This window comes from Allobosea sp. P4_H5 (assembly GCF_056400825.1).
This window is the reverse complement of sequence record NZ_JBFUKM010000002.1, coordinates 495,501-521,613: the sequence shown is the minus strand read 5'-3', so window position 1 is coordinate 521,613 and position 26,113 is coordinate 495,501. Positions and strand designations below refer to the sequence as shown.

The 26,113-nt window shown below is 67.3% G+C and carries 27 protein-coding genes; 11 read left to right on the top strand and 16 right to left on the bottom strand.

Annotation, left to right across the window (positions count from 1 at the left end; all coding sequences use genetic code 11):
- The 5 genes from AC1DS0_RS06490 to AC1DS0_RS06470 form a co-directional block, all read right to left on the bottom strand.
- A partial coding sequence (locus AC1DS0_RS06490; protein WP_476813544.1) for a cache domain-containing protein occupies window positions 1-1,281 on the bottom strand: 1,281 nt, incomplete at its 3' end.
- 121 nt (window positions 1,282-1,402) lie between these two features.
- A complete protein-coding gene (locus tag AC1DS0_RS06485; protein WP_476813543.1) occupies window positions 1,403-2,131 on the bottom strand; it encodes a TetR/AcrR family transcriptional regulator in 729 nt (242 codons plus the stop codon).
- A gap of 68 nt (window positions 2,132-2,199) precedes the next feature.
- Entirely contained in the window at window positions 2,200-3,015 is an 816-nt protein-coding gene (gene proC / locus AC1DS0_RS06480) for a pyrroline-5-carboxylate reductase (protein ID WP_476813542.1), read from the bottom strand.
- An 81-nt stretch (window positions 3,016-3,096) separates the two neighbouring features.
- Window positions 3,097-3,603 (bottom strand): type III secretion system chaperone family protein, encoded by a 507-nt coding sequence (locus AC1DS0_RS06475; RefSeq protein ID WP_152012321.1) that lies wholly within the window; start codon window positions 3,601-3,603, stop codon window positions 3,097-3,099.
- 465 nt (window positions 3,604-4,068) lie between these two features.
- Window positions 4,069-4,323: an accessory factor UbiK family protein gene (locus AC1DS0_RS06470; protein WP_057190753.1), complete on the bottom strand. Its 255-nt coding sequence runs from the start codon at window positions 4,321-4,323 to the stop codon at window positions 4,069-4,071.
- Window positions 4,324-4,519: 196 nt separating this feature from the next.
- Between AC1DS0_RS06470 and AC1DS0_RS06465 the strand changes: the two genes are divergently transcribed.
- From AC1DS0_RS06465 to pth, 7 genes are all read left to right on the top strand, one after another.
- Window positions 4,520-5,065: a hypothetical protein gene (locus AC1DS0_RS06465; protein WP_476813541.1), complete on the top strand. Its 546-nt coding sequence runs from the start codon at window positions 4,520-4,522 to the stop codon at window positions 5,063-5,065.
- 262 nt (window positions 5,066-5,327) lie between these two features.
- On the top strand, window positions 5,328-6,272 hold the full coding sequence (locus tag AC1DS0_RS06460) for a ribose-phosphate pyrophosphokinase (protein ID WP_476813540.1): 945 nt from the start codon (window positions 5,328-5,330) through the stop codon (window positions 6,270-6,272).
- 13 nt (window positions 6,273-6,285) lie between these two features.
- On the top strand, window positions 6,286-7,029 hold the full coding sequence (queC, locus tag AC1DS0_RS06455) for a 7-cyano-7-deazaguanine synthase QueC (RefSeq protein ID WP_476813539.1): 744 nt from the start codon (window positions 6,286-6,288) through the stop codon (window positions 7,027-7,029).
- Window positions 7,019-7,582 carry a VUT family protein gene (locus AC1DS0_RS06450; protein WP_476813538.1) on the top strand — a complete coding sequence of 188 codons (564 nt, stop codon included), beginning with the start codon at window positions 7,019-7,021 and terminating at the stop codon, window positions 7,580-7,582. The genes queC and AC1DS0_RS06450 overlap by 11 nt, the downstream gene beginning before the upstream one ends.
- Window positions 7,583-7,674: 92 nt before the next feature.
- On the top strand, window positions 7,675-9,531 hold the full coding sequence (locus AC1DS0_RS06445; RefSeq protein ID WP_476813537.1) for a putative bifunctional diguanylate cyclase/phosphodiesterase: 1,857 nt from the start codon (window positions 7,675-7,677) through the stop codon (window positions 9,529-9,531).
- A 142-nt stretch (window positions 9,532-9,673) separates the two neighbouring features.
- Window positions 9,674-10,285 carry a 50S ribosomal protein L25/general stress protein Ctc gene (locus AC1DS0_RS06440; RefSeq protein ID WP_476813536.1) on the top strand — a complete coding sequence of 204 codons (612 nt, stop codon included), beginning with the start codon at window positions 9,674-9,676 and terminating at the stop codon, window positions 10,283-10,285.
- Window positions 10,286-10,375: 90 nt separating this feature from the next.
- Window positions 10,376-10,990, top strand: a complete 615-nt coding sequence (gene pth, locus AC1DS0_RS06435) for an aminoacyl-tRNA hydrolase (protein WP_476813535.1) — start codon at window positions 10,376-10,378, stop codon at window positions 10,988-10,990.
- A gap of 10 nt (window positions 10,991-11,000) precedes the next feature.
- Here pth and AC1DS0_RS06430 read toward each other — a convergent pair whose 3' ends face one another.
- Entirely contained in the window at window positions 11,001-11,600 is a 600-nt protein-coding gene (locus tag AC1DS0_RS06430; protein WP_476813534.1) for a hypothetical protein, read from the bottom strand.
- Window positions 11,601-11,802: 202 nt separating this feature from the next.
- Between AC1DS0_RS06430 and ychF the strand changes: the two genes are divergently transcribed.
- A complete protein-coding gene (gene ychF, locus AC1DS0_RS06425) occupies window positions 11,803-12,900 on the top strand; it encodes a redox-regulated ATPase YchF (RefSeq protein ID WP_476813533.1) in 1,098 nt (365 codons plus the stop codon).
- Between the two features lie 130 nt (window positions 12,901-13,030).
- Window positions 13,031-14,044 (top strand): MaoC family dehydratase, encoded by a 1,014-nt coding sequence (locus AC1DS0_RS06420; RefSeq protein ID WP_476813532.1) that lies wholly within the window; start codon window positions 13,031-13,033, stop codon window positions 14,042-14,044.
- Window positions 14,045-14,079: 35 nt separating this feature from the next.
- Here AC1DS0_RS06420 and AC1DS0_RS06415 read toward each other — a convergent pair whose 3' ends face one another.
- The 10 genes from AC1DS0_RS06415 to AC1DS0_RS06370 all read right to left on the bottom strand — a co-directional run bounded on the left by AC1DS0_RS06415 (window position 14,080) and on the right by AC1DS0_RS06370 (window position 24,560).
- Window positions 14,080-14,943: an NAD(P)H-binding protein gene (locus tag AC1DS0_RS06415; protein WP_476813531.1), complete on the bottom strand. Its 864-nt coding sequence runs from the start codon at window positions 14,941-14,943 to the stop codon at window positions 14,080-14,082.
- Window positions 14,944-14,990: 47 nt separating this feature from the next.
- Window positions 14,991-16,304: a GGDEF domain-containing protein gene (locus tag AC1DS0_RS06410; protein WP_476813530.1), complete on the bottom strand. Its 1,314-nt coding sequence runs from the start codon at window positions 16,302-16,304 to the stop codon at window positions 14,991-14,993.
- Between the two features lie 53 nt (window positions 16,305-16,357).
- Entirely contained in the window at window positions 16,358-17,002 is a 645-nt protein-coding gene (locus AC1DS0_RS06405; protein ID WP_476813529.1) for a class II aldolase/adducin family protein, read from the bottom strand.
- The gene (mtnA, locus tag AC1DS0_RS06400; RefSeq protein WP_476813528.1) at window positions 16,999-18,108 is read right to left on the bottom strand and encodes an S-methyl-5-thioribose-1-phosphate isomerase; all 1,110 of its coding nucleotides are present in this window, start codon (window positions 18,106-18,108) and stop codon (window positions 16,999-17,001) included. The genes AC1DS0_RS06405 and mtnA overlap by 4 nt, the downstream gene beginning before the upstream one ends.
- Before the next feature lie 4 nt (window positions 18,109-18,112).
- Window positions 18,113-18,658, bottom strand: coding sequence for an adenine phosphoribosyltransferase (locus AC1DS0_RS06395; protein ID WP_476813527.1), 546 nt, complete (start codon window positions 18,656-18,658; stop codon window positions 18,113-18,115).
- A gap of 69 nt (window positions 18,659-18,727) precedes the next feature.
- Window positions 18,728-19,609 (bottom strand): S-methyl-5'-thioadenosine phosphorylase, encoded by an 882-nt coding sequence (locus AC1DS0_RS06390; protein ID WP_476813526.1) that lies wholly within the window; start codon window positions 19,607-19,609, stop codon window positions 18,728-18,730.
- A gap of 130 nt (window positions 19,610-19,739) precedes the next feature.
- A complete protein-coding gene (locus AC1DS0_RS06385; protein ID WP_476813525.1) occupies window positions 19,740-20,618 on the bottom strand; it encodes a cytochrome c1 in 879 nt (292 codons plus the stop codon).
- 8 nt (window positions 20,619-20,626) lie between these two features.
- Window positions 20,627-21,898 (bottom strand): cytochrome b, encoded by a 1,272-nt coding sequence (locus AC1DS0_RS06380; protein ID WP_152012305.1) that lies wholly within the window; start codon window positions 21,896-21,898, stop codon window positions 20,627-20,629.
- A 54-nt stretch (window positions 21,899-21,952) separates the two neighbouring features.
- Window positions 21,953-22,504, bottom strand: a complete 552-nt coding sequence (gene petA / locus AC1DS0_RS06375) for a ubiquinol-cytochrome c reductase iron-sulfur subunit (protein ID WP_476813524.1) — start codon at window positions 22,502-22,504, stop codon at window positions 21,953-21,955.
- Between the two features lie 190 nt (window positions 22,505-22,694).
- Window positions 22,695-24,560, bottom strand: a complete 1,866-nt coding sequence (locus AC1DS0_RS06370) for an ABC transporter ATP-binding protein (RefSeq protein WP_476813523.1) — start codon at window positions 24,558-24,560, stop codon at window positions 22,695-22,697.
- 134 nt (window positions 24,561-24,694) lie between these two features.
- Between AC1DS0_RS06370 and AC1DS0_RS06365 the strand changes: the two genes are divergently transcribed.
- Complete coding sequence (locus AC1DS0_RS06365; protein WP_476813561.1) at window positions 24,695-25,168, top strand: tRNA (cytidine(34)-2'-O)-methyltransferase; 474 nt, start codon at window positions 24,695-24,697, stop codon at window positions 25,166-25,168.
- 14 nt (window positions 25,169-25,182) lie between these two features.
- Complete coding sequence (gene hemF, locus AC1DS0_RS06360) at window positions 25,183-26,106, top strand: oxygen-dependent coproporphyrinogen oxidase (protein WP_476813522.1); 924 nt, start codon at window positions 25,183-25,185, stop codon at window positions 26,104-26,106.
- Window positions 26,107-26,113: the final 7 nt, after the last annotated feature.

Sequence of the window (26,113 nt, the reverse complement as noted above, 5' to 3'; positions counted from 1 at the left end):
CTGGCCGGACTGCTCGGCCTCGCCCTTGACCTGGGTGGTGGCATGGCTGGCCTGACGCGCGCCCTCGGCGGTCTGGCGCACGGTCGCGGTCAGCTGGTCGAGCGCCGTCGCAGTCTCCTCGACCGAGGAGGCCTGCTGCTCGGTGCGGCTGGCGAGATCGTCGGCGGCCTGGCTGATCTCGCCGGCGCCCGCCTTCATGCTCTCCGTATTGGTCGCGATCTGACGCATCGTCTCTTCGAGATGCGCCATCGCCGCGTTGAAGTCGTTCTTCAGCTTGGCGTATTCGGCGCTGAAGGAAGCCTCGATCCGGTAGGTCAGGTCGCCCTCGGTCAAATGCTCAAGACCGGCGCCGAGCGCGTCGACGACAACCGCCTGCTTCTTCGCCTCTTCACCGCGCTGCGCCTCGTTGAGGCTGCGCTGCGTGTCGGCCGCGCGGCGCTGCTCGCCGGCATCGGCTTCGGCCTGGGCCTTCTCGGTCTCGACCTGCTGCTTCATCAGCGCTGCGTCGCGGAAGACGACGAGGGCGCGCGCCATGCTGCCGACCTCGTCCTGGCGGTCCTGATAGGCGATCGGCGCCTTGAGATCGCCGGCTGCCAGCGTGCTCATATTGCCGGAGACGGTACGCAGCATCCCGGAGGCGCGGCGGCTCAACACGACGACAAGGCCGAGCAACAGCAGTGCCAGCGGCACCAGCACCACGGCGACGTCCTTGATCATGCCGTAGAAGGCCACGTCGACGGCATGGACATGCATGCCGGTGCCGATCGCCCACTGCCATTTCGGCACGCCGGCCACATAGGAGATCTTCAGCGAGGGATCCTTGTCGCCGATCTTCACCCACATGTAGTCGGCGAAACCGGCGCCCTTCAGCCGCGCCGTGTCGGTCAGTTCCTTGACGAAGAGCTTACCGGTCGGGTCCTTGAGCGCCGACATGTCGGTGCCGACCAGCTTCGGGCTGGCATGGGCGATGTTCGTGCCGTCATAGCGGATCACGAAGAAGTAGTTGCCGTCGTCGAAGCGGGCGTTGGCGATGGCGTCGAGCGCGAGTTTCTGCGCGTCGGCGTCCTTGAGCTCGCCCTTCTCCACCTTCGCCACATAGGCGCTCACCGTGGAGGCGGCGGCCTCGACCGCGTTCTTCACCTCGGCCCGCTTGAGATCGAGCATGTCGATCCGGGCCTGATTGAGCGTCACCGCGACGCTTGCAATCGTGACGACGGCGGCCAGGATGGCGACCAGCCCGAACGAACGGCTGATCGACAGCCCGGTAAGCTTCTTCAACACCGACATAGATCGCCCCTCGCGAACGTGATTCTTCACATTCGCCGGAACTGGCTAATGCCCGCTTAACACTGTCACTTTTTTGCCACAATCAGCAGTTGCTGGTCACAACCTCTGATTGCCGTCAGATCGCTGGAGCGTAGTCGTCGCTCTCTTCTCCGCGCATGCGCTCGCGCCGCGGCGTGCGCCGCACGCCCGAGCAGAGCGAGCGGGCCAAGCCGCGCAGCGGCGCCGTCAGCCGGTGGACGTCCTCGACGCGCGCCATGATCTGCCCGGCCGTCTTCAGCTCGCGGTCGAGCTTGGCCATGGTGCGCGACAGCTCCGGTTCGTCATCCTCCAGCCAGGTGTCGAGCACGCGCGCCATCAGCAGCGTCGCGCCGCGGACGCGGACGGAGCCGAGATCGTCCTCGGTCGGGATGCCGGCCGAGGCCAGCAGATAGCGCCAGGAATTCACCGAGTTGCGCCCGAGCGCGGCGAGCGCCAGGGGCTGGCGCCGCAGATGCGGCATCAGCGCCTTCAACCCGGGCTTGTAGGGCGCGAGCGCATCGAGCCGGCGCATCACCAGGTCGAAGACGCGCTCCTTGTAGGATTCCTCGATGAGGTCGTCGGAATTCCCGGCCAGCACGGCATCGTCGAGGATGCGGCCGAGCCCGCCGAGGATGGCGAGCTTTGAGGGGAAAAGATTACGCAACTCGGCGAGGCTGATCCCGGCCTCGCGGGCGATTGCCGGCAGTTCGATCTCGTCCCAGCTCTGCATCGCCGCCAGCCGGAACAGGGCATCGACCACGGTGCGGCGCGGATCTGGCTTTGCGGCGGGCTTCTCGGCTTCGGGGGAAACGGGTTTGCGCGCCATCGACGTCTCTCCTGTCGTGAGCAGATGAAGAGAAGCTAGGGCGTGACCCGGGCGGTTGAAAGGCCACCTCAGCCCGAAAGCTCCTCAGCGCGGCGTTTGGCGGCAGCGACGGCGCGTCGCATCAACGGCGCCAGGCCGTTATCGGCCATCAGCACTTCGAGCGCGGCCGCGGTCGTGCCGCCCGGCGAGGTCACGTTCTGGCGCAAGGTCGCCGGCGGCAGCGGCGACTGGAACAGCATCTCGCCGGCGCCCTCGACCGTCGCCCGCGCCAGGCGCTCGGCGATATCGGCCGGCAGGCCTGCCGCGACACCGGCAGCCGCAAGGCACTCGACCATGTTGAAGACATAGGCCGGCCCCGAGCCCGAGACGGCGGTGACGGCGTCGATCAGCCCCTCGTCGCCGAGCCATTCGACCTTGCCGACGCCGGCGAGCAGCGCATCGGCCAATTGCCGCTGCGCCTCGCTGACACCCTTGCCCGCCGCGGCGGCGGTGACGCCGCGGCGGACCGAGGCCGGCAGGTTCGGCATGGCGCGCACGATCGCATTCGCATTGGGCAGGCGGGCCGAGAGATCGCCGAGCGTCTTGCCGGCGAGAATCGAGATCAGCAGCGTCTTCGGGCCGATCAGCGCCTGCACGGCAGGGGCAGCGGTATCGAGCATTTGCGGCTTGGTCGCCAGCACCACCACCTCGGCGGGGGCAGGCGCGGCAGGGTTGACGCTCATGCCATGGGCGGCGGCAAGGGCCTGCATCTCGTCGGAGATATGCGGGTCGAGCAGTGTGACACCCGCACCGTTCACGCCGATGCTGAGCCAGCCCTCCAGCATGGCGCCGCCCATCTTGCCGGCACCGACGAGGGTGAGGGTCTCAGGAAGCGGGCTGGCCATGGCGTGTCTCCGGTCGATGCGCGGTTGCGCATGGACCTGAACCGCCAAGCAAGGCCCGGTCAAGCCCGGGCCAGCTGGCTTTCACGCCTCGCCGACCGTCTCCAGCAGCGCGCCCTCGAGCGCCTCGCGGGCGTTCTTCCCGGCCCAGACCACGAACTGGAAGGCCTGGTAGTAGCGTTCGCAGGCGTCGATCGCCGCCTTGATCAGGCCTGCGGCCTGCTCTTCTGTCGGCTCGGCTCCGCCCGAGAGCAGCAGCGCGTGGCGGTACATCACCACGTTCTCGCGGCTCCAAAGGTCGAAATGCCCGAGCCAGAGCTGCTCGTTGACCAGGCTGACGAGGTTCATCACCTCGTTGCGCCGCCGGTCCGGCACCCTGAGGTCGAAGGCACAGGCGATGTGCAGCGACTCGACTTCCGCGAGCCAGGTGATCGCGACATGGTAGTCGGCCCAGCCACCAGTGACGGAGACAGAGAGCTCGTCGTCGCTGTCGCGATCGAAGCTCCAGTCGTTCAGTGCGGCGAGGCGTTCGACGAGATCGAGCGGGTTGGAGGGGCGTTCGGTTTCAGCGTCCAGATCAAGGTCCATCATGCCCAGGGTCCAACAGCCGGCACTGGCCCTGACGGCAGGTGCGGCCTGTTCAAGAACGGGAACACGGCGACTGGAAAAGCGTAAGGCACGCAACCCGACCAGAAGATCACCAGAGCCGGATCCGATCAGATTGGATCAATCTGATCGGTAAATCCGTCTCTAACTTAAGATAGAGAACGCTTTTCCGATCACCTTGCGGTGCAAGCTGACCGGAGCGTGCTCTAGCGCGATCTTCGCTTCATCGGCCGGCTCTCAAGTAGAGCCTACCGACGAATCACCTCTCTTCATCGACGATAGCTCAGGCGAGTCAGGAGCCCTAACAGAACCTGCGCGGTTCTGATCGAGCCCGTCGGCACCCGGTACGCGATGCAAGCTCTGCGGATTCGACGCCGGTCTCAATCCCTTAGCGGGACTGTCCACAACGCGAAGCTGTTGGCTGGCCGCTGGCCAAACTTGACAGAGGAGTTACTTCGACTCGGACTTGGCCTCGAGCGCCGCCAGTCGCGCCGCGAGCTTGTCGTTCTCCTCGCGCGCCAGCAGCGCCATCTCGCGCACCGCCTCGAATTCCTCGCGCGTCACCACGTCGAGATCGCGCAGCAGCCGCTCGATCTGGGTCTTGACCACGGTCTCGACCTCGCGGCGCACGCCCTGCGCCGCGCCGGCGGCATCGGTCGCCAGCCGAGCGATGTCGTCGAGGATACGGTTGGACGTGCTGACCATCGGAGCTCTCCGGCAGGCGCTCCATGCGCCCTCGCGGGAGATATGGCGAAGGAGCGCCGGGAGCGCAATCACCGCGGCGCCACCGCCTCGTTTCGCCTCGCCACTGCCCTGTCTGGACCTTCAGGATGGTTGCGCTTACAACGAGCGCCGCAGGGAAGACCAGCAATCCAAGCCCGAACAAAGGGCGGGAGGCGTCATGTCGGTACGTTTTAACGGCCTCGTCCTGGGGCCGCTCGCCGCGCTTGCGCTCGCAGGCTGCCAGGAAACCACCACCGCGACCGCGCCGCGACCGCGCGTCGATGCGCCGGGCGTTCCGGTCTCGGTCCAAAGCATCTCGGGCGCGCCTGACCAGGTGACGGCGCATTTCGCCGGCCTGCTCGGCGAAGCTGCGGCCGAGCGCAAGATGGAGATCGTCCCCGGCGACAAGCCGGCCCGATTCCGGGTGCGCGGCTACCTCACGGCCCAGCCGACCGAGGACGGCCAGACCGCGCTCGCCTTCGTCTGGGACGTCTATGACGAGAGCAAGAAGCGCGCCCAGCGCGTCCAGGGCGAGAGCCTCGGCCGCCGCGGCGGCGGCGGTGATCCCTGGGCCGGCATCGACCAGACCATCGTCGCCAAGGCCGCGTCCGAATCGGCCGACGCGATCGCAAGCTTCCTGACGACCGCACCGATTCCGGAGCCGAAACCGGACGCCAAGAGCAAGACCCGCACCGCCCAGGCGGATACGGAGAAGAAGCGCTAGGCGCCGGGCTCACGTAGAACCGCACCGTCTTTCCGGGGCAGGCCGCCAGGCCTGAACCCGGAATGACGAAGCGGTTCCGGAGCAAGCCTTCTTCGCTTTCCCGCGAAACGTGCGCCCCGCCCCGCTGCAGTGCAGCATTTGCATGGGGATGCCGCACCTCTTCGGTCGACTCGGCGTCATCACGCTGTTATGAGCCCTTCGAAACTGGACCGCCCCCCCGCTCGGGCGGCTCGCCTTTATCTGCGTTTCGGGTGCACCCGGCATGGCCTCCTCCTTCAAAGTCGTCGCCGGCAATTCCAATCGCCCGCTCGCCGAAGCCATCTGCGGCCATCTCGACGTCCCGCTCGCCCGGGCCCAGGTCCGGCGCTTCGCCGACATGGAGATCTTCGTCGAGATCCAGGAGAACGTCCGCGGCCAGGATGTCTTCATCATCCAGTCGACCTCGTTCCCGACCAACGACCACCTGATGGAGCTGCTGATCATCACCGATGCGCTGCGCCGCTCCTCGGCCAGGCGCATCACGGCGGTGATCCCCTATTTCGGCTATGCGCGGCAGGACCGGCGCGCCTCCGGCCGCACCCCGATCTCGGCCAAGCTCGTCGCCAACCTGATCGCCCATGCCGGCGTCGACCGCGTGCTGACGCTCGACCTGCATGCCGGCCAGATCCAGGGCTTCTTCGACATCCCGACCGACAACCTGTTCGGCGCCCCGCTGATGGCGCGCGACATCAAGGACCGGCTCGAGTGGAAGAACGCCATGGTCGTCTCGCCTGATGTCGGCGGCGTGGTGCGCGCCCGCGCGCTCGCCAAGCGCATCGACGCGCCGCTCGCCATCGTCGACAAGCGTCGCGACCGGCCGGGCGAGTCCGAGGTGATGAACATCATCGGCACGGTCGAGGGCCGCTCCTGCATCCTGCTCGATGACATCGTCGATTCCGGCGGCACGCTGGTGAACGCGGCCGAGGCCCTGCTCGCCCAGGGCGCTCGCGAGGTCTACGCCTACATCACCCATGGCGTGCTCTCCGGCGGCGCCGTGGCGCGCATCGCCTCCTCCAAGCTCAAGGAACTGGTGATCACCGATTCGATCATGCCGACCGAAGCGGTGAAGGTGGCGCGCAACATCCGCGTCATCTCCATCGCCGGGCTGATGGGCGAGGCGATCGAGCGCACCGCGAGCGAGTCGAGCGTCTCCAGCCTGTTCGATTGAGGGGAGACACGCGATGGCGGCCATCTCGGCCGGCGCGGACCGGGCCCTCGTCCTCTTCTCCGGCGGCCAGGATTCCACCGTTGCCCTGGCTTGGGCGCTGGAGCGCTTCGCCGCCGTCGAGACCGTCGGCTTCGACTACGGCCAGCGCCATCGCGTGGAATTGGAGTGTCGCGAGACGATCAGGGCCAGGCTGCCCGGCCTCGCACCGGCCTACGCCGACCGGCTCGGGCCGGACCATCTGCTCGACCTGAAAACCCTCGGTGCGATCTCCGACACCGCGCTGACCAGCGAGAGCGAAATCGCCTTCGCAGAGACCGGCCTGCCGACCACCTTCGTGCCCGGCCGCAACCTGATCTTCCTGAGCTTCGCCGCGGCGCTGGCCTATCGCCGCGATTGCAAGCACATCGTGCTCGGCGTCTGCGAGACCGATTATTCCGGCTATCCCGACTGCCGCGACGACACGATCAAGGCGATGCAGGTCGCGCTCGGGCTCGGGCTCGACCGAAGGCTCGTGCTGCATACGCCGCTGATGTGGCGCGACAAGGCCCAGACCTTCGCCCTGGCGAAGGAGCTCGGCGGCGAGCCCTTGCTCGAACTGGTGGTCGAGGACACGCATAGCTGCTATCTCGGCGACCGCAGCAAGCGCCATCCCTGGGGCTATGGCTGCGGCCATTGCCCGGCATGCGACTTGCGAGCCAGGGGCTTTGCGGCTTATGAGGCCGCGCCGGACGACAGCGGACCCAACCATGACGATTGATCGGCAGCGCCAGATCGAGGGCTACGTCGCCCTCGCCCTCTTCACCCTGACCATCCCGCTCGCCAACTGGATGATCGGGAATGTCGGCACAGTCTGCGTGCCCGACGGCCCCTGCCTCGTGCCCGTCGCGCCCGGCATCAAGGCGCCGAGCGGCGTGCTGATGGTCGGGCTCGCGCTCGTCCTGCGCGACATCGTCCAGCGACGCCTGGGCTCGTTCGCCGGCCTCGGCGCGATCGCGATCGGCACGCTGATCTCCGCGATGCTGGCGCCGCCGGCCATCGTGCTGGCCTCGACCACGGCGTTCCTGTTGTCGGAGCTCGCCGATTTCTCGGTTTATACCCCGCTGCAGCGCCGCCATTTCGTCGCGGCCATCGCGGCCTCCAGCGTGCTCGGCCTCGTCGTCGACAGCCTGGTCTTCCTCTGGCTCGCCTTCGGCAGCCTCGATTTCCTGACCGGACAGATCATCGGCAAGGCCTGGATGGTGCTTCTGGCGTTGCCGCTGATGCATCTGCTGCGCCGGCGCGACGAGCGGATCGGGCTCTCTCCCGCCTGAGGACGGGAAAGCCGACAATTCGACCTAAGCGGGAAACGGCGGTTTCATGCCCCTGCGGCATGATGGCTCTTCACGTCCCGCCGAGTATCCCGATGCGCCGTCACGATTCCGTCGAGCGTCTGCAATCCCTGCAACACGCCATTCTGGAATCGATCGCGCGCGGTGAGGAACTGGCCGCGATCATGGCCACGCTGTGTAAGCGGGTCGAAGCGCTCGCTCCCGGCGTCGTCTGCTCGGTCGTCACCATCGACGACGATTTCCGGCTGCGGCCGCTCGCAGCGCCGAGCCTGCCGCAATCCTATGGCGAAGCGATCAACGGCATCCCGATCGGCCCTCGCGTCGGCTCCTGCGGCACCGCGATCTACCGCAAGAGCCCGGTCGAGGTGACCGACATCGCCAATGACTCGCTCTGGGACGGCTATGGCGCACTCGTGCTGCCGCTCGGCCTGCACGCCTGCTGGTCGAGCCCGATCGCCGCACGCGACGGCCGCGTCGTCGGCAGCTTCGCCTTCTATTATCGCGAGCCGCGCGGTGCGACACCATTCGAGCGCCGGATCGTCGAGACTTGCGTGCATCTCTGCGCCATCGCGATCGAGCATGAGGAGGTGAACGCCCGCAATCACCGCCTCGCCTATTTCGACACGCTGACCGGCCTGCCGAACCGGGCCCGCTTCAACGAGGCGATCGCCCAGGCGACACGGCGGCCCTCGTCGCGCTTCGGCCTCATCCTGATCGACATCGACCATCTCAAGGCGGTCAACGACACCATGGGGCATCCCGTTGGCGACCGGCTGATCGAGGCGGTCGGCGCGCGGCTCGCCGCGGTGGCGCCCGAGGGAATGGCGTTCAGAATCGGCGGCGACGAATTCGCTGTCCTCGTCCCCGGCTGCGACAAGGCCGGGCAGCTGCGCGGCGTCGCCGGCGCCATCCTCGCCGCGATGCATCAGCCGATCGACTGCGAGGGAACCAGCATCGTCCCCAGCGTCACCATCGGCGGGGCCATCGCCGGGGAAGACGGCGCCGACAGTGTCACCTTACGCCAGAATGCCGATTTCGCGCTCTACCACGCCAAGGAGACGCGGCGCGGCGGCTATGTCCGCTTCAAGAGCGGCCTGCGGACCTCGATGACCCGGCGGATCCAGACGATCCGCAGCGTAGGCGACGCGCTCAGTGCCGGCCGCCTGATCCCCTACTACCAGCCGATCATCCGGCTCGACACCGGCGAGATCAGGGGCATGGAGGCACTGGCGCGCTTACGTCTCGACGACGGGCGTGTGGTGGCCGCCGGCGAGTTCCAGGACGCCCTGCTCGATCCCAAGCTCGCCCATCGCATCTCCAACCAGATGCTCCCTGCGATCGCCGCCGACATGGCGCATTGGCGGCGCGAGGGCCTGCCGATTCCCTTCGTCGGGCTCAACGTCACCTCCGCCGACTTCCAGAAGGGCGATCTCGTCCAGCGCATCGTCAGGGCGTTCGAGCGGGCGCAGGTGCCGCTCGAGCACCTGGTCGTCGAGATCACCGAGCAGGTGATCATGGGCGGGCGCCGCGACGGGGTTGCGCGGACCATGGAAGCCCTGCGCGAGCGCGGCATCCTGGTCGCGCTCGACGATTTCGGCACCGGCTTCGCCTCGCTCACCCACCTGCTCGATTTTCCGGTCGACACGATCAAGATCGACAAGTCCTTCGTCGCCGGCATCGAGGGCGGAACCAGGAACGGCGCGATCGTCGAGGCGCTGATCGGCGTCGCCAGCCGGCTCGGCATGCGGATCGTGGCCGAGGGCATCGAGACCGACGGCCAGGCCCGGCGCCTGGCCGCAATGGGCTGCCGCCTCGGCCAGGGCTATCATTATTCGCGGCCGATGCCGGCCGAGGCGGTGCCCGCCTTCGTCGGCAGTTTCAGCCGGGCGGCGTCGGGGTCACTGCCGCGCCCGGCCGCCAGCGCCGCCTGAAATCCGGCTCCGGACTTGAGATTGTCCCCGGTTTCGCCTATGAGCCTGCCTGCGCCCCACTGACACCCTTGGAGGCAGGGGCGCGAACCGCAATGGCCGCCGGCAGGCGGCCATGTCTTTTGAAGAACTAAGGATCAAACACATGACCGCCTTGAAGCAAATTCAGGCTTCGGCGCGCGCCCAGGTCGGCAAGGGGGCCGCCCGGGAAGTTCGTCGCCAGGGCCTCACTCCCGCCGTGATCTATGGCGCGGGCGAAACGCCCGTCGCCATCGCGCTCGATGCCAACAAGACCCGCCAGATGATCTATGCTGGTCACTTCCTGACCACGCTGTTCGAGATCGACGTCGACGGCAAGAAGACGCGCGTCATCCCGCGCGACTACCAGCTCGACCCGGTCAAGGATTTCCCGATCCACGTCGACTTCCTGCGCGTCGCCGCCGGCCAGACCATCAAGGTCGAGGTTCCCGTGCACGTCGTCGGCCAGGAGCAGTCGCCGGGCCTGAAGGGCGGCGGCGCCCTGCAGATCGTCGAGCACTCGCTCGAGATCGAAGTCGCTCCCGAGAGCATCCCCGAGTTCATCGAGGTTTCGGTCGCCGGCCTTGCGGTTGGTGACACCCTGCATGCCGACGCGGTCAAGCTCCCGGCCGGCGTGACGCTGACGGCGCGCGACAATCCGACGCTCGTTACCATCGTGCCCCCGACCGTCGAGGCGGAAGCCCCGGCTGCGGCCGAGGCCGAGGCCCCCAAGGCCTGAGCCGGTCTTTCGTCAGCTTGACGAAACCAACGGACGGCCGGGCATGCCCGGCCGTTTTGCTTTTGACCACGGGTTAGCGGACATCGAACGATGCTGATCTTCGCCGGCCTCGGCAATCCCGGCCAACGCTATGCCCGCAACCGCCACAATATCGGCTTCATGGCGGTCGCGGCGATCGCTCGCGCCTGCAACGCCTCGCCCTGGCGCGCCCGTTTCCAAGCTTACGCCTGCGAGGCGACGATCGGTGGCGAGAAGGCCCTGCTGCTGCTGCCGCAGACCTATATGAACGAGTCCGGCCGCGCGATCGGCGAAGCCGCGCGCTTCTTCAAGGTCGCGCCCGCCGACGTCATCGTCTTCCATGACGAGCTCGACCTGGCCCCCGCCAAGCTGCGCGTGAAGCTCGGCGGCGGCAATGCCGGCCATAACGGCCTGCGCTCGACCACCGCGGCGATCGGAAACGACTATCGCCGGGTCCGGATGGGCATCGGCCATCCCGGCGACAAGGCACTGGTCCACGCCTATGTGCTCAACGATTTCGGCAAGGCCGAGGAGCCTTGGGTCGAGGACCTCTGCATCGCCTGCGCCGACAATGCCGCGCAGCTCGCCGGCCATGACGATGCCGGCTTTCAGAACAAGGTCCATCTCTTCATGGACGCCCGCGGCCATGGCGCGGTGAAGCGCCTCGGCGAGAAGGCATCTGATTAGAACTCGGCTCTCACAGCGGCAGCTGGGCGCCGGCCCTGGCGATCGTCACCCGGCTGCTCGACAGGCTGCCATCGGCCTGCCGGCTCGCGGTCAGCGCCACCTGCGCCCCGGCGACGAGATCGGCAGCCTGCGCCGGCGCGGCCATGATGATGTTGGCCTCGGGCGTGATCGCGATCGTCTGCTCGCCGCCCGGATAGGTCAGCGTGACGCTGCCGCCGTCGACACGCGAGACCGTCTCGGCCACCGTCGCGTTGGTCATCGTCGAATCCGGCAGGACGGCCCAGGGCTTATGCCCCTCGCCCGTACCGCGCATCGCCTCGGGGAAGATGAAGACCTGCACGGCGGTCAGCCCGCCGGCGGATTGCGGGCGCGCGCCGACACCGATGAAGCTGCCCTTCTTGATATCGGCCATCCCAGCCTTGACCACGGCGCCGACCGAATAATTAGGTGCGAGAGCGACCGTCGTCGCGCCGTCCTGCGTCTTAACCGTGAGCGATTGGCCTTCGAGACGCTCGACCGTGCCGCGTATGCGCGTCTGCGGCGTCTGCGCCTGTATGCCCGTGGCGAGGACCGTGACGAGGCCGATCAGGGCGAGCGAGGCAAGGCGCATGGGGCAGCTCCGGCAGCCGATCTGTTTCTGTAGCGCTCCTCTCGTGCGCGCACGGCAGAGGCGCCGCCATGCACGTTCGCGTGAGCCGCGCCGCGACCCGCCATCTTGTCTTTTGCTGCTCTGCCCCCAATAAGGCCCGGGAGAACCGAGAAATCTTTCCGCGGTGGCCGCAGCCGCCCCGCGATGCACTGGACGGGCGAGCATGGGCTTCAAATGCGGTATCGTCGGCCTGCCGAATGTCGGCAAGTCGACCCTCTTCAACGCGCTGACGCAGACGGCGGCGGCGCAGGCGGCGAACTATCCGTTCTGCACCATCGAGCCGAATGTCGGCGACGTCGCCGTGCCTGATGAGCGGCTGGAAAAGCTCGCTGCAATCGCCGGCTCGAAGGAGATCATCCCGACCCGGCTGACCTTCGTCGATATCGCTGGGCTCGTGCGCGGCGCCTCCAAGGGCGAAGGCCTCGGCAATCAGTTCCTCGCCAATATCCGTGAATGCGACGCCATCGCCCATGTCGTGCGCTGCTTCGAGGATGGCGACATCACCCATGTCGAGGGCAAGGTCTCGCCCGTCAACGATATCGAGATCATCGAGACCGAGCTGATGCTCGCCGATCTCGAAAGCCTCGAGAAGCGCGTCCTGCCGCTGGAGAAGAAGGCCAAGTCCGGCGACAAGGAGGCCAAGGAAGCCGCCGACCTGATGAACCGCTGCCTCGTGCTGCTGCGCGAGGGCAAGCCGGCCCGCCTCGTCCAGGTCGCGGCCGACGAGCGCAAGGCGTTCGAGATGCTCGGCCTGCTCTCCTCCAAGCCGGTGCTCTATGTCTGCAATGTCGAGGAAGCCAGCGCCGACAAGGGCAACGGTTTCTCCGAGCAGGTCAAGGCGCGCGCCGCCGAGGAAGGCGCGGTCTCCGTCGTGGTCTCCGCCAAGATCGAGAGCGAGATCGCGGTGCTGCCGGTCGCCGACCAGAAGGATTATCTCGAAGCCGTCGGCCTCGACGAGCCGGGCCTCAACCGCGTGATCCGCGCCGGCTACGCCCTGCTCAACCTCGTCACCTATTTCACCGTGGGCCCGAAGGAGGCCCGCGCCTGGACGATCGAGAACGGCACCAAGGGCCCCGCTGCAGCCGGCGTGATCCATACCGATTTCGAGAAGGGCTATATCCGCGCCGAGACGATCGCCTACCCGGATTACATCGCCAACAAGGGCGAAGCTGGAGCGCGCGAGGCCGGCAAATTCCGCCTCGAAGGCAAGGAATACGTCGTCGCCGATGGCGACGTGCTGCATTTCCGCTTCGCCAATTGAGCTCGCACCGCCGGAGCGGAAACCGCTCCGGCGTCATGTGCGGTGAGCATTCGGAGTTTGCGCGTTTTCCACTCGATCACCGGCGGTCTCCCGCGCAGGATACGCGCCTGATCAACGAGATGGACTAGCGATGCTCTACTTCGAGGACTTCGTCCCGGGCTCGGTCAACGAGTACGGCTCGCTTCCCGTCTCGCAGGACGACATCCTCGCTTTCGCAAGGCGGTTCGACGCGCAGGACTTCCACATCGATCCCGACAAGGCCAAGGCGAGCTTCGTCGGCTCGCTGATCGGCTCCGGTTGGCACAGCTGCGCCCTGCTGATGCGGCTCGCCGCCGAGGCCTTCTTCCTCGACACCACCTCGATGGGCTCGCCGGGTGTCGAGGAGGTCAAGTGGCTGCGCCCGGTCAAGCCCGGCGACACGCTGCGCCTGCGCTGGACGATCGCCGAGACCAAGGAATCGCGCTCGCGACCGGAGATGGGGCTGGTGAAGTTCCGCTTCGAGCTCATCAACCAGCGCGGCGAGCCGGTGGTCGAGCAGACCAACTGGGTGATGTTCGGCCGCCGCGGTTCGGGTTTCGAGGCCGTCCCCGGCGACTGGCTGGCACATCCCGCCAGCTATCAGGCACCGCAGCTGACCACCGCGGTCGAGCCGCCCACGCAGCCGACCGCCCCTCCCCGCTATTACGACGAGCTCGTGATCGGCGACAGCTACGAACTCGGCAGCCTCGTCTTCACGCCGCAGGAGATCGTCGCCTTCGCCCGCTCCTTCGATCCGCAGCCCTTCCACATGGACGAGGAGGCAGCGCGCAGGAGCTCATTCGGCAGCCTCTGCGCCTCCGGCTGGCACACGGCGGCGGGCTGGATGGCGGCTATGGTCAGCCACCGCCGCCGGCAGGAGGCCATGCTCGCGCCGGCCGCGGCCCCAAGGCTCGGCCCCTCGCCCGGCTTCAAGAACCTGCGCTGGCTGAAACCGGTCTATGCCGGCGACCGCATCACCTATCACTCGGCCGTCGCCGACAAGCGCCCGAGCTTCTCGCGGCCGGACTGGGGCCTGTTCTTCCACCACAACACCGGCGTCAACCAGAAGGGCGAGACGGTGCTGAGTTTCGATGGCTGCGTCTTCATCGAACGCAAGCCGGCCTGAGGCCGGCGCGCGGCTGCCACAGCGGTCCCGGCAGATCAGGCCTTCGCAGCAGATGCCGCGCGATGAAGGAAATCGCGGAAACTCTCCGGCGCGCGGCCCGTAAGGACGGAAAAGTCGTCGGAGACCCCGCTGTAGCGGCCCTCGGCGATCGACGCGCACAAGGTGGAGAAGGCGCAAGGCCAGGGATCGTCGAGTTGCGCCGATGCCAAGGCCCGGTATTCGTCGAGGGAGCAGGGACGATAGCTGACCGGCCCGGCGACCGTTGCGCCATAAGCGGCGGCCATCTCGCCGAAGCCCAGCGCTGGATTTCCGGTGAGCGCATGGATGCTGGCGGTCTTGTCGGGATCGGCCGCGACCGCCGCCACAGCGGCCGCTACGTCATCTCGTGAGATTGGTGCGACCCGGCCGTCCTCTGCGGGCAGCGCCAGCTCCCCCGGCGCCCGACTGGAAGAAAGCCAGTGATCGAGAATGAACTCGCAATACAGGCTGCATCGGAGGATGGTCGTGGGCACGCCGCAAGCTGCAAGGCGGCGCTCCGCATCGCGATAGACAGGCGCGAAGTAGAACGGCGACCGATCGTCGACATCGACGATGCTGGTGAAAACGATATGCCTTGCGCCCGCTGCAGCGGCCGCCTCGATGGCGTTGGCGTGATGGCGCATCACCGCGTTCGCGTCGCCGTCGCTCGATATCAGGACAACCTCATCGATACCCGCGAAAGCGCCCCTCAGGGCGGAGGCATCTTCGTAGTCGGCAACGCGCAGCGTGAGCCCCGGCGGCAGGCGTTCGGCAGCAGTTCGAGGGTCCCGGACCATCGCGACCACATCGTGGCCGAGCGACAGGAGTCTGCCGACGACCGCGCCGCCCACATGGCCGGTGGCTCCCGTGACCAGGATCATATGCGGCTCCAGGATCCCATGGATCGCGCAGCTTGGATTGCGCCGCTCTATCCGGCAATGCGCCGGGAAACCGCTGCCGCCGGCGGGCTCGCCAGCTCGATGCGGTCGCGGCCGTTGCGCTTGGCGGCGTAGAGCGCCTCGTCGGCATTGGCATGGAGGCTGGTGCCGTCCAGCGGCCCCTTCCCGGCGCACAGGCCGATCGAGACGGTCACGCCGGTCAATTCGTCATGAAGCAGGCGCCAGGGCACGCGCCGCAAAGCCCGGCGGATGGTCGTCGCCACCTCCTTCGCAGCCTCGATCGACGTGTCGCCGAGCAGGACGCCGAATTCCTCGCCGCCGATCCGGGCGACCAGCGCCGAAGCCTGGGTGACCTGGGCCGCGATGACTTCAGCGATGGCCTTGAGGCAGGCATCGCCGACGAGATGGCCGAAGCGGTCGTTGATCGTCTTGAAGTGGTCGACGTCGATCATCATCAGCGCCAGCGGCTCCGGCCGGGCGGCGGCATCGGCGAGGCGGGTGACGAAACGGCGGCGATTGGCGAGGCCGGTCAGGCCGTCGGTTTCCGCCAGCTCCGCCAGCGCCGCATTGGCCCGCCGCAGCGCCTCCTGCGCTTCCAGCAGCTCCATCTGCTGGCGCTTGGCGACAGTGATGTCGGCATGGGTGAAGAAGCTGACGCCACCCTTGCTATGTCGCGCGATCAGCCGGAGCCAGCGCTGGCCCGGCAATTCGATCTCGAAGGGCACGCCGTCATAACGCAGGCCGTTGCTGATCGCCGCGCGCCAGGCGCCCATGGGCGAGGCGCCGCGCCAGCACCAGGCGATGATCTCGTCCAGCGTACGGCCGACCACAGGGGTGCCGCTGGGCAGGTCGTAAAGCCGCCGGAAGGCGTTGTTGGCGGCGATCACCCGCTGCTTCGCATCGAGGATCGTGGCGCCGTCGGGGATGAAGCGCAGCGCGTCCATGACCGGCAACACCAATTCGGGGGCCGCCTCGGAAGGGGTCTCGACATCGAGCGTCTGCCAGAGCCGCACGCGGCCGCCATCCGGAGCCCGCAGCGAGGAGGCGCGCAGCTTGCGGCCGTTGTGGATGAATTCGAAGGGCTGCGTCTGGTTCTCGTGGCGCGTCACGCCTTCGGCGACGTGCCGCGCGATCTCCGGCATCTCCTCAGGCGAGAGCCGAAGCCGATAGAAGCGCTGGAGATTGTCGGCATAGGGCTCGCCGACATAGATCTCGCCCACGTCCTCGGGGAATATCTGCAGGAAGGTCTGGTTCCAGCACAGCGCCCGCATCTGCTCATCGTATTCGCAAACGCCGATACCGAGGGCGTCAAGCGAGTCGAGCAGATAGCGCGAGAGCTTCATCCGGCCCCCTATAGAGGAGAGCCGTTAACAACCGGTGAGATCGGCCCCTAAGATCAACCGACCTTGCCGTAACCTGCGAACTTCGCTGAGACGCGCACCATCTCGGCCGCATCGAGGATGACCGGCTCGAGCCCCGAGGCGAGCAGGTCGAGATACTGCGCGGCGAGGTTCTCGACCTCGGCGACGATGGTTTGCGCCCCCGCCAGGCTCGCGCCCAGCGCGATCACGCCGTGATTGGCGAGCAGCACCGCCTTGCGTCCCTCCAGCGCCCTGACCGCATTCTCCGCCAGCTCCGGCGAGCCGAAGGTGGCGTAGTCGGCGCAGCGGACATCGGAGCCGCCGCAGAGCGCGATCATGTAGTGGAAGGCCGGAATGCTGCGTCGCGCACAGGACAGCGCCGTGGCGCGCGGCGAATGGGTGTGGACGATCGCCTGCGCATCCGGTCGCGCCTTGTAGATCGCGACATGGAACGGCCATTCGGACGAGGGCTTGCGGCTGCCGTCGAGGACCGTCCCGTCGAGCGCGAGATGGATCAGGTCCTGCGGCCTCGTCTTCGCATAAGGCAGGCCGGATGGCGTGATCAGCAGCCCATCATCGAAGCGCGCGGAGACATTGCCCGATTTCGACGGGCAGAAGCCGGCGCGGTCGATCGCCTGCGCGACCTCGACGATCTCCTGCCGCAACGCCGCTTCGGTCATGCCGCCTGTCCCTGTGCAATATCTGGAAAGAGCCGGCGCAGGCCCTCAAGGCTCGCCGGCGCAATGCCACGCTCGGTGATCAAGCCGGTGACGAGCCGCGCCGGCGTCACGTCGAAAGCCGGGTTGCAGGCCGCGCTGCCCGGCGCCGCGACCTGGAAGAAGCCGGTGCGGCCATCTTCGCTTTGGCCGAACAGATGCGTGACCTCGCGCTGGCTGCGCTCCTCGATCGGGATCTCCTTCAGCCCGTCCTGCAGCGTCCAGTCGATCGTCGGCGAGGGCAGCGCCACATAGAACGGCACGCCATTGTCCTTCGCCGCCAGCGCCTTGAGATAGGTGCCGATCTTGTTGGCGACGTCGCCGGTCGCGGTCGTCCGGTCGGTGCCGACGATCACCATGTCGATCTTTCCATGCTGCATCAGATGGCCGCCGGCATTGTCGACGATCACCGCATGCGGCACCCCATGGCTGCCGAGTTCATAGGCTGTCAGCGCCGCGCCCTGATTGCGCGGCCGCGTCTCGTCGACCCAGACATGGACGGGAATGCCGGCATCGTGAGCCAGATAGATCGGCGCCAGCGCGGTGCCCCAGTCGACGGTGGCGAGCCAGCCGGCATTGCAATGAGTGAGGATGTTGACCGGCTCACCCGTGGGCTTCTTCGCCGCGATCTCGCGGACGACGCCAAGGCCATGCTCGCCGATGGCATGGCAGAGCGCGACATCCTCGTCGCAGATCGCTCCCGCCTCGGCATAGGCCGCAGCAACCCGCTCGGCCTGCGGCAGGTCGACCAGGCGCCGACGCATCCGCGCCAGCGCCCAGTGCAGGTTGACCGCCGTCGGCCGGGTCGCGCCCAGCAGCGCAAGCGCCTGTTCGAGCGCAGCATCGGAGGCATCGACCCGCAGCGCGAGCGCGACACCATAGGCCGCAGTCGCGCCGATGAGGGGGGCGCCGCGTACCGTCATGTGGCGGATCGCATGCGCCGCCTCGTCGGCGGTCGCCAGCCTCACCACCTCGAAATGGAAGGGCAGCCGCGTCTGGTCGATGACAACAACGCCCCAGCCGTCCTGGTCGAGCCAGATGGTGCGGTAATGCCGCCCTTGGATCTTCATGGCCTCAATGCCCCGCGAAGGAGACTAGCGTGCGCACCGGCACGCCGAGCCGCCTGATCTTGTCGGCGCCGCCGAGATCCGGCAGGTCGATGATGAAGCAGGCGGCGACCACTTCCGCCCCGAGCGAGGAGAGCAGCTTCACCGCCGCCTCGGCCGTACCGCCGGTGGCGACGAGGTCGTCGACCAGCAGCACCCGCTCGCCGCGCGAGAGCGCATCCTTGTGCACCTCGATCTCGTCAGCGCCATATTCGAGCGAATAGGGCATGCCGACCGTCTCATGCGGCAGCTTGCCCTTCTTGCGCACAGGCACGAAGCCGGCCGAGAGCTGATGCGCCACGGCGCCGCCAAGGATGAAGCCGCGGGCCTCGATCCCCGCGATCTTGGCGATCTTCAGGCCGGCGAAGGGCTGCACCAGCTCGTCGACTGCCCGGCGGAAGGCGCGGGCATCGCCGAGCAGCGTGGTGATGTCGCGGAACTGGATTCCCGGCGCCGGATAGTCGGGGATCGTCCGGATCGCATTCTTCAGATCGGCGAGCGCGCTGCGGTCCATGACAAAATCCATCGGCTGGGGCGGCCCCTCTTAACCCGAGGTGGCCGGTCCGGGAAAGCCGGCGCAGCGTCAGCCCTGCGCCTTCAGCACGCGCCCGGCCACCGCATCGAGCTTGGCCACGAGCTTGAGATCGCGATGCTCCGGCGCCGTGACGATGGCGAAGTCCAACGCGTTGTGCGAGCCGGCCGGGCAGGCCTCGCGCTCGCGCGGGAAATCGGCGGCGAGCCGCGCCACCAGCCGGCGCGCCTTGTCGGCATTGGCGTGCAGCACCGCGATCACGGAGGCGACATCGACCGCGCCATGCTCCTCGTGCCAGCAATCATAGTCGGTCACCATCGCGACGGTGGCGTAGGTGATCTCGGCCTCGCGGGCGAGCTTGGCTTCCGGCATCGCCGTCATGCCGATCAGGTCGTAGCCGAGGCCCTTGTAGGTCAGCGATTCCGCCAGCGTCGAGAATTGCGGGCCTTCCATGGTGACGAGCGTGCCGCCCCGGACGAAAGGCAGATCCTCCGCCGTCGCCGCAGCGACAATCCGCTCCTGCAAGGCCGGGCCGACCGGATGCGCCACGGAGACATGCGCGACGCAGCCCTTGCCGAAGAAGGAGCTGGCGCGGCCGGCCGTGCGATCGACGAACTGGTCGACCAGCACGAACAGGCCGGGATAGAGCTCGGCCTTGTAGGAGCCGCAGGCCGAGAGCGAGACGAGGTCGGTCACCCCTGCCCGCTTCAGCACGTCGATGTTGGCGCGGTAGTTGATCTCCGAAGGAGGGATCGCATGGCCGCGGCCATGGCGCGGCAGGAAGACGATCTTCGTCTCTCCCATCCGCCCGATCCTGAGCACGTCGGACGGCTCGCCCCATGGGCTCTCGATCCGCTCCTCGCGCAGATCGGTCAGGCCCGGCAGGTCGTAGATGCCGGAGCCGCCGATGATGCCCAGAACCGCTTCAGCCATGTCGGGTCTCCGATGATTGCCGGATAAGGATCGAGATTCGTGACAGCCGTAACACGGCGGCACGCGATCGAATGCAGCCCACAAACGAAAAGGGCCCCGTCACCGGGGCCCTTTCCAACTCAGATCTCGCTCAGTGCGCCGAGGCGTGGTCGGGCAGGCGCGACCAGATCTTCTTCTTGGTGAAGTAGAGCAGGCCGGCGAAGAGCGCGAGGAAGATCATCACCTGGAAGCCCATGCGCTTGCGCGCCTCGAGATGCGGCTCCGCCATCCAGACCATGAAGGCGGCGACGTCCTTGGAGTACTGCTCGACCGTCTCCGGCACCGGTGACTTGCCGTCCGCGCCCTTCGGATATTCGACCTGGCCGTCGCTCAGCGGCTTCGGCATCGCGATCAGGTGGCCGGGCATGTAGTTGTTGTAGTTCTGCCCCGGCAGCAGCTTCACATCGGCCGGCGGCTCGGCATAGCCGGTCAGGAGCGCGACGATGTAGTCCGGCCCCTGCTCCTGATACTGGGTGAAGATGTCGAAGATGAAGGTGGGGAAGCCGCGCGTATAGGTGCGCGCCTTGGCGAGCATGTCGATCGGCGGCGGATAGGCGCCGCCATTGGCGGCGCGGGCCGCCTGCTCGTTCGCGAACGGCGCCGGGAAAGCGTCGGCCGCACGGCCGGGACGCTCGAACATCTCGCCCGTGTCGTTCGGGCCATCCTTGATGTTCGTATAGCTCGCGGCAAGCGCCGCGACCTGCGACGGGGTGAAGCCCGGGCCGCCCGGCTGCGCCAGGTTGCGGAACCGGATCAGGCTCATCGCATGGCAGTTGGCGCAGACTTCCTTGGCGACCTTGAAGCCGCGCTGCAGCTGCGCCTGGTCGAACTTGCCGAACGGGCCCGAGAACGACCAGTGCTGCGCCGCCGGCTTCGGGCCGCCTTCGGCGGCCAGGACCGGCGAGGCGACGGCGATGGCAAGGCCAGTGACGAGACCGGCGAGCGACAGGCGGAGGGACATCTTGCTCATGGTCTCGTTCAGCCCTTGGCCTGCGGTGCCGAGGCGGTGGCGTGGCCGAGGCGTGCGCCCGAACCGCCGAGCACCGAGTCGGCGATGGAGGTCGGCAGCGGGGCCGGCCGTTCGAAGATGCCGATCAGCGCCAGCGCCACGAAGAAGCCGAAATACAGCACCGTCAGGATGCGCGAGATCGTGACATAGGGCTCGTCGGCCGGCATGGCGCCGAGATAGCCGAGGCCGATGCAGACCAGCACGAACATCCAGAAGAACTGGCGCGCGATCGGCCGGTAGGTCATCGACTTGACCTTGGAGGTGTCGATCCAGGGCAGGAAGGCGAGGATCACGATCGCGCCGCCCATGGCGAGCACGCCGCCGAGCTTGTCGGGAATGGCGCGCAGGATCGCGTAGAACGGCAGGAAGTACCATTCCGGCACGATGTGGGCAGGCGTCGAAGCCGGGTTGGCCGGGATGTAGTTGTCGGCGTGGCCCATGAAGTTCGGCTGGTAGAAGACGAACCAGGCGAAGACCAACATGAAGCAGACCATGCCGAACAGGTCCTTGATGGTCGCGTAGGGCGTGAAGGGAACGGTGTCCTTCTTGACGTCCTTGACCTCGACGCCGGTCGGGTTGTTCTGGCCGACATGGTGCAGCGCCCAGATGTGCAGCCCGACGACGCCGGCGATCATGAACGGCAGCAGGAAGTGCAGTGAGAAGAAGCGGTTCAGCGTCGGGTTGTCGACCGAGTAGCCGCCCCACAGGAAGGTTACGATCGTCTCGCCGATCACCGGCAGCGCCGAGAACAGGTTGGTGATGACGGTCGCGCCCCAGAAGGACATCTGGCCCCAGGGCAGCACGTAGCCCATGAAGGCCGTGGCCATCATCAAGAGGAAGATGATGACGCCGAGGATCCAGAGCACCTCGCGCGGCGCCTTGTACGAGCCGTAGTACAGGCCGCGGAAGATGTGGATGTAGACCGCCACGAAGAACATCGAGGCGCCGTTGGAGTGCAGGTAGCGCAGCAGCCAGCCGAAGTTCACGTCGCGCATGATGTGCTCGACGGAGTTGAACGCCATGGTCGCGTTCGGCGTGTAGTGCATCGCCAGGATCACACCGGTGATGATCTGCGCCACCAGCATGAAAGCGAGGATGCCGCCGAAGGTCCACAGCAGGTTGAGGTTGCGCGGCACCGGATAGGAAACCGCGGAATCGTGCATCAGCCGCACGATCGGCAGCCGCGCATCGAGCCAGCGCTCGATCCCGGTCTTCGGTTGGTAGGTGCTGTGACCGCTCATGCTCGCCTCAAGCTCTCTCAAATCCGCTCGATGCCGTCCTCGCCTTCAGGAGGCTCAGCCGATCTTGATCTTGGTATCCGCGGTGAACGCGTAGGGCGGCACCGGCAGGTTCAGCGGCGCGGGACCCTTGCGGATGCGGCCGGAGGAATCGTAGTGCGAGCCGTGGCAGGGGCAGAACCAGCCGTCGAACTCGCCCTTGGGCTCGCCGGAGGCGGTGCCCAGCGGCACGCAGCCGAGATGGGTGCAGTTGCCATAGACGATGAGATAGCGCTCGTGGCCCGCCTTGGTGCGCTGCTCGTCGGTCTGCGGATCGCGCAGCGTCGCGACATCGACGGCCTTGGCCTCGTCGATCTCCTTCTTGGTGCGGTTGCGCACGAAGATCAGCTTGCCGCGCCAGAACAGCTTGATCGCCTGGCCTTCCGCGATCGGGGCGAGGTCGAGATCGATCGGAGCGCCGGCAGCGACGACCTGCGCGTCGGGAGCCAGCTGCCCGAGCAGGGGCACGACGACGGCAGCGGTGCCGACGGCAGCGAAAGCGCCGGTCGTCAGCATCAGGAAGTCGCGGCGGGTGGGTTCGGTGCCAGTCGTATCGGTCGCTTGCGCCACGATCCAGTTCCCTGCTCGGCGGCCGGCCTGGCCGGCTGAAACAAATCAAGCGCCCCACAGGGGCGCGGGCGCACAGCCGCCTTGCGGCGGCGCGTCGCCTGCCGCGCTCTTTGGCATGCAGTTTTGACGAAGTCTACTGTCGCGCGTGCCGCAGCCCACTGCATCGCAGCAATGCCGCCGTGCAGTTGGCTCAGGCCGGAATCCGCTCGCTGTCGGCCAATGCGAGGAAGCCGCCGGACTGCCGGGCCCATAGGCGGGCATAGAGCCCGCCGCGCCGCACCAGCTCGTCATGGCTGCCCATGTCGACGATCCGGCCCTTGTCGAGCACGATCAGCCGGTCGAGCGCGGCGATGGTCGAAAGCCGATGCGCGATCGCGATCACAGTCTTTCCTTCCATCAATGTGGAAAGCTGCGCCTGGATTTCGGCCTCGACCTCCGAATCGAGCGCAGAGGTCGCCTCGTCCAGGATCAGGATCGGCGCGTCCTTGAGCAGCACGCGGGCGATCGCGATGCGCTGGCGCTGGCCACCGGAGAGCTTCACGCCGCGCTCGCCGACGCGCGAATCGAAACCCTGGCGCCCGTCCTGGTCGGAAAGGCCAAGGACGAAGTCGTGTGCCGCCGCCCGCTTGGCCGCCGCCGCGATCTCGTCCTGCGTCGCGCCGGTCCGGCCATAGGCGATGTTGTCGCCGATCGAGCGGTGCAGCAGCGAATTGTCCTGCGTCACCATGCCGATCTGGCTGCGCAGCGATTCCTGCGTGACATGGGCGATGTCCTGCCCGTCGACCAGGATGCGGCCCGAATCGAGCGGATAGAGCCGCAGCAGCAAGTTGACCAGCGTCGACTTGCCCGCCCCGGACGGGCCAACCAGCCCGATTTTTTCGCCAGGCCTGATCTCGAGGTCGAGATTCTCGAACAGCCCCAGCGGCTTGCCGTAATTGAAGCGAACATGCTCGAAGCGCACCCCGCCCTGCGCCACCTGGAGCGGCACCGCGTCGGCTGCGTCCGGCAGGTCGTGCGGCTTGGCGATCGTCTCCATGCTTTCCTGCACCGAGCCGATATTCTCGAAAATGCCGCGCACCAGATGGATCAGCCAGCCCGACATCTGGACCAGGCGCAGCACCAGGCCGATCGAGGCCGCGACCGCGCCCGGCGTCATCTCGCTTTGGCTCCACAGATGCAGGCAGAGCCAGGCCGTCGCCACGACCAGCAGGCTGTTCATCGTCTGCAGGATGACGCTGACGCCGGTGATCAGCCGCGACAGGTTGAGGAAGGAAGCGTTCCAGCGCGTCAACGAGTCGCGCACGGCCGAGCGCTCGGCATCGGCACGGGCGAAGAGCTTCACCGTCAGGATGTTCGTGTAGGAATCGACGATGCGCCCGGTCGTGCTCGAGCGGCCAAGCGAATTCGCCTCCGAGCGCTTCTTGGCCCGCGGCACAAAATAGATCAGCAGCGCGACATAGGCCGCCAGCCAGACGATCACCGGCAGAGCGAGCCAGAGGCTGGTCGAGCCGAAGAAGCCGATCGCGACCGAGGCGAAGATCAGCGCGTACCAGAGGTCGTCGATGACCTCGATCGTCGCGCCGCGGATCGCCTGCCCGGCCTGGATCACCCGCGACGAGAGCCGGCCGGCGAAATCATTCTGGAAATAGGAGAGCGCGTGGCCGAGCGTGTAGACATGGTTGCGCCAGCGGATCTGGTTGGTGATCTGCGGCACCACCACCTGGTCGACGATGGCGTGGTTGGCGAAATAGATCAGCGGCCGTGCCACGGTCACCACGAGCGCCGCGCCGATCAGCAGCCAGCCATGCTCGCTGAAGACCTGTTCCGGCGAGTTCTTGGTCAAAAGGTCGACGAACCAGCCGACCATCAGGTACATCGCCGCCTCGATGCCGGAGAAGCCGAGGCCGGTCAGCATGATCAGGGCCATCCAGCCCTTCACGCCCTTGATGTGGTGCCACATGAAGCGGAACACGCCGGTCGGCGGCGTCTGCCGCTCGTCGAAGGGCGCGAACACGTCGATGCGGCTTTCAAGGAAACGGAAGAGCGGGGCGAACATGGACTTGAGGAGGCCCTCCTCGGGCAGCTGGCGATAACGACGCTTCGTTATATGGGTCCACTGCCAAATGAAGGCCAGAGCATGGCCGAGCTACCGCTTGACGTGTGCCTTGCGCGGGCAGCATGACGCTCGCCATGCTGCGCCTCGCCCTCTACCAGCCCGACATCCCGCAGAACGCTGGCACCATGATCCGTCTGGCCGCCTGCCTCGGCATCGCCGTCGACATCGTCGAGCCGGCCGCCTTCGACGTCTCCGATCGCAATTTCCGCCGTTCCGGCATGGACTATATCGAGCGGGCGGCGGTGACGCGCCATGATTCCTTCCGCACCTTCGAGGCCTGGCGGCGCGGCGTCGGCCATCGCCTCGTTCTGGCAGAGACCGACGGCGCCTGCGCCCATACCGACTTCGCCTTCCGGCCCGGCGACATCGTCATGGTCGGGCGCGAAAGCGCAGGCGTGCCGCCGGAGGTCTATGCTGCGGCAGAGGAAACCGTGCACATCCCGATGCGCCGCGATTTGCGCTCGCTCAATGTCGCCATGGCCGCGGCGATGGTAGTGGGCGAGGCGCTGCGTCAGCTGCGTGCCTATCCCGCGCCGGCCGACGCCTGACGAAGAGACCACACATGACCGAACAAGCCACGCAACCCGCAGCCGTCGATCCCGCTGTCGTCGAAGCCCTGAAGCCACGCGCCAGCGCCTGGTTCGAGAGCCTGCGCGACCGCATCTGCGCCACCTTCGAGCAGGTCGAGGATGAGGCCGCCGGCCCCTTCCCCCCTGAGACCGACAAGCCCGGCCGCTTCGTCCGCACGCCCTGGCAACGCAGCAACCACGACGGCGCGCCGGGCGGCGGCGGCGTGATGGCGCTGATGTCGGGCCGCGTCTTCGAAAAGGTCGGCGTCCACGTCTCGACCGTGCATGGCAGCTTCGCCCCGGAATTCGCCGCCCAGATTCCGGGCGCGGCCGAGGATCCGCGCTTCCACGCCACCGGCATCTCGCTGATCGCCCATCCCTGGAACCCGCATGCGCCGACCGTGCACATGAACACCCGCTTCGTCGTCACGACCAAGCCCTGGTTCGGCGGTGGCGCCGACCTGACCCCGGTGCTCGACCGCAGGCGCAGCCAGGACGATCCGGATGCGCTCGCCTTCCACACTGCGATGCGAGCGCCTTGCGAAGCCCATGCCGGCGTCGCCGACTACGGGCGTTTCAAGGCCTGGTGCGACGAGTATTTCCACCTGAAGCACCGCAACGAGCCGCGCGGCATCGGCGGCATCTTCTACGACTATGTCTGGACCGGCGATCAGGAGGCCGATCTCGCCTTCACCAGGGCGGTGGGCGAGGCCTTCCTCGACATCTATCCGCGCATCCTGCGCGGCAATCTGGCGACGCCCTGGAGCGAGGCCGAGCGCCATGAGCAGCAGGTCCGCCGCGGCCGCTATGTCGAGTTCAACCTGCTCTATGACCGCGGCACCATCTTCGGCCTGAAGACCGGCGGCAACGTCGCCTCGATCCTGTCCTCGATGCCGCCGACGGTCCGCTGGCCGTGAGGCCTTG